This window comes from Pseudomonas sp. 20P_3.2_Bac5 (genome assembly GCF_025466035.1).
Lineage (GTDB): Bacteria > Pseudomonadota > Gammaproteobacteria > Pseudomonadales > Pseudomonadaceae > Aquipseudomonas.
The window spans coordinates 1-1495 of the sequence record NZ_JANLOA010000127.1 but is presented as its reverse complement, the minus strand read 5'-3'; the positions used below and the strand labels follow the sequence as shown (position 1 = coordinate 1495).

Here is a 1495-nt window from a genome sequence, read left to right as displayed (position 1 = left end):
ATCGTTTTTAAGGCAGGCTGCTTCGAAGGACGAGTTAAATCTCATTAGGTCAGCCTTGCAGCGAGGGCAGTTGACCGGCGCTGATCGCTTTGTTGATGAGGTGGAGAAAATATCAGGTGTCAGATTAGAACTGCGGGGACAGGGTCGGCCAAGGTCGGGTTAAAGAAAATAAATCCGTCCCCTTTTTCGTCCTATTTATAGTGAGTTGAAGGTTGTCTATAGGGGTAAGTATGGTGAGTATAAGTAATAGGCTCGATTTGGCTGCCGCTCTTTTGAGTGCTGGTGTTAGGTCTACCGTGTTTAGTGTTGATGGGGAAAGGGATTTGGCGTTGTGCATGGAGGAAGTTGGAGGCAGTTGGGAGATTTTTTACTTTGAGCGAGGAGGTAGGTCAATTCTTGGTGTTTTTTCGTCTGAAGCCAGTGCTTGTGAATTTATGTATGATTCGGTCATGAGTGATCCAACTTCATTTATATAGTTTTGGTACAGGCGCAGGTTATTTTCTGCAAAGGTGGTGTTCCAGCGGATGGGGTCGTGCCGGGCTCGGAAATTGTGCCGTTGATTCGGAGTGAGAAATGAAAGAAGGTATAAACGCTTCGCTCTATGAAACTCTCAGGCTTTTTCGGTCTGAGGTACTGTCCTTACACGACGTTCAAGCTTGGCTTAAGGCGTCTCCCGCGTCTACCAGTTCTGAAATTCCTCCTGGGTTGTTCTTGAAGTTAAAAAGGGGAGATGTTGAAAAAGCGATGTCCGCAGTAGCCAAATTGATTCCTGCTTGTGCTATCTGTGGGGGAATATCGCCAGAAGGAAGCTTTTTAGAACCGTCCGAGTATAAGGCCTGCATCGAGAGGCTTGATGCTTTGATGGTGTCTGGAAAATTAGTTGGTGTTCCCCGGCCGATATGGGCGAATAGATTGATTCAGCAGAATGGCGCCGATGGGTATTACAAGTGCGCTAGCTGTGAGGCCTGTTGGATGTTGATTGAGCCCGAAAAAGGTAGCTATGGCTGGTGGGAACGGATTTCGTGAGGACATTTTTCGCTTAATGTAAGCGATCTCAGAAAAACGAAAGGCGTTCCTTTTTTCGAGCGAACAGCCGGAAATAGTGCCTGTCCAAGCACTCGTGCGCACTTTTAGGTTGCAAATGGCTGTTTTTATGAGGGAAAGATGACGGAAGAAGGGGGCGGATTTGAATGGCACTTAACCTTCTTCACATGCCTCTCTCCGCTATACGGGGTATCTACAAACCGATACTCGACTGAGCGCAATGGCGTGATCTGGGCTTTTTACTCCGACGCGGCCTATCAGATCATGCGAGGACGATAGGGCGATTTGCCTCTTATCCGCGGGAACCAAACAGAGAGGCAAACGCAGTGAAACATGCGCTTTAGGCTCTGTATGAAAAGCCTTGAGACGAAGGTCAGGCAAGGCGAATACAGCCGAGGAAGCGGAGTTTAGGGGTTGTAAATGAGCATTCCGACCGGGCTCGCGCACGAGG

At 48.5% G+C, this 1495-nt stretch carries 1 protein-coding gene and 1 pseudogene; both read left to right on the top strand.

The genetic code is table 11. From position 1 onward, the window contains the following. Positions 1-163, top strand: a pseudogene (locus NTD88_RS23730) (transposase); the annotation flags it as partial. Between the two features lie 410 nt (positions 164-573). Beyond that, a complete protein-coding gene (locus NTD88_RS23725; RefSeq protein ID WP_262154968.1) occupies positions 574-1026 on the top strand; it encodes a hypothetical protein in 453 nt (150 codons plus the stop codon). Positions 1027-1495 lie beyond the last annotated feature (469 nt).